This window comes from Vibrio sp. 1288, assembly GCF_033344475.1.
Genome location: NZ_JAWPOX010000097.1, coordinates 1 through 1,413, shown reverse-complemented (window position 1 = coordinate 1,413; position 1,413 = coordinate 1). Strand labels below are relative to the sequence as shown.

Here is a 1,413-nt window from a genome sequence, read left to right as displayed (position 1 = left end):
ATTTTCGGCATCAAACCTACCCACGGGTACACAAAACCACTCTGAAAGTTTATGACGCATTTGAAGCGGTTTTATCATCCTAAGATGAGCACAAGCATCTGGAACAAAAAAACCCACGAAAGGGGCTTTTTGAACAATTCGGAGTTTGTTAGTCCAGGTTAAATGAGCGTAGCGTTTTAATCTGGACTGACGAACCGGCAACGAGCAAAGCGAGGCGACAGAACCAGAGCAATCATGACGCTAAATTCTTCTTGCAATAGTCTGCCCAATAAAGATGAGCAAATTCCAATTTGTCGGAAAATGCAGAATGATCGACAGATAGCCAAGCTCGGTTAGTCACATCCCAAAACATTTGGTCAAACTGCGTAAAGCTTCTGAAGTTAGGCTGATGTACTTTTCTCCAAACAGAATGGGAAAGCATCCTCATCCCTGAGTTAATCCGCTTCACATTCGCAATATCTTCATCAGTCTTAGCCATAAGCACCTCATATACAAACCAAGGACTAATAGAATACTAAATGAAGTAAGTGCGAGGAATGATACGTTTGGTTTACTGGGGTAAAGGGGGCGTTAGCGCCCCTTTCCAGCTCACAGGGGAACCGTCAGGAACGAAGTGACTAGAGGGGACGCTGTGTATGCTGGCTTAGTATGAAGAAAGGCGATAGCACAAGCCTAAAAAAATAAGCTATTGAAAAGGTTATAACCCACGTGGGTTAGGAGCGACAGTGCCACCATTTAGATAGGGTGAAATGCCGCTTGCTCGATGCTCGGACGCTTCGCTTACTCGCACACTGCGCCGAGCGGAGGAGGTAAGCCGAGAAAGAAAGAGAGGCACCGAAATTGCTTATTTCGGCTGCGCCGACCCCTACCCATTTCGACTCTATTTTGAGTGATTTAGGTACTGTCTATGGTCGCTTTCTGAACTAAGGATTTCTCCCCTTATTTCGGACTGCCCTGCGCTGTGTGTAAAGCTTTCGCCCCCGTTCCAGTCACACAACACTAATCAGTTATTCCTTTTCCGCTTGTCCCCTCTAGCAGCTACAAGGGGCGGATTTATCGAGCTTGGTGCTTAGTTCTGATTAGTGCCTTTACCTCTCACCTTTGGAACATCCCTTGGTCGGTGAGTGATGCGCGTCGTTCTGTCCAAAACATCTTGATTCCAAACAGAGTGCAGAAATACTCTTGAAATGCTTACTTGATATGGTCTATCATGGAAGGAACTTCCTAGGGCTGAAATCTAGTGAGTATTTCGACGAAAACCACTCCGGGAAGAGTGGTTTTGTCACATCTGGGTATAGAGATTAATCCTAAAAGCATTTGATCTCAAATGGATCTTCGTAAGATCTTTTATTCCATAACAATAAAGCCTCCCCATGGGGAGGCTTTATTGTTTCTGATAGCTTCAGTCAAAAA

The 1,413-nt window shown here is 45.0% G+C and carries 1 protein-coding gene; it reads right to left on the bottom strand.

Going from position 1 to position 1,413, the window contains the following annotated elements:
• Window positions 1-232 precede the first annotated feature (232 nt).
• Window positions 233-478: a hypothetical protein gene (locus R8O11_RS24855; protein WP_060466691.1), complete on the bottom strand. Its 246-nt coding sequence runs from the start codon at window positions 476-478 to the stop codon at window positions 233-235.
• Between the last annotated feature and the right edge of the window lie 935 nt (window positions 479-1,413).

What these genes read in the sequence shown, in the direction of transcription:
- R8O11_RS24855 (WP_060466691.1), bottom strand. Translation starts at nt 478, where the DNA reads ATGGCTAAGACTGATGAAGATATTGCGAATGTGAAGCGGATTAACTCA.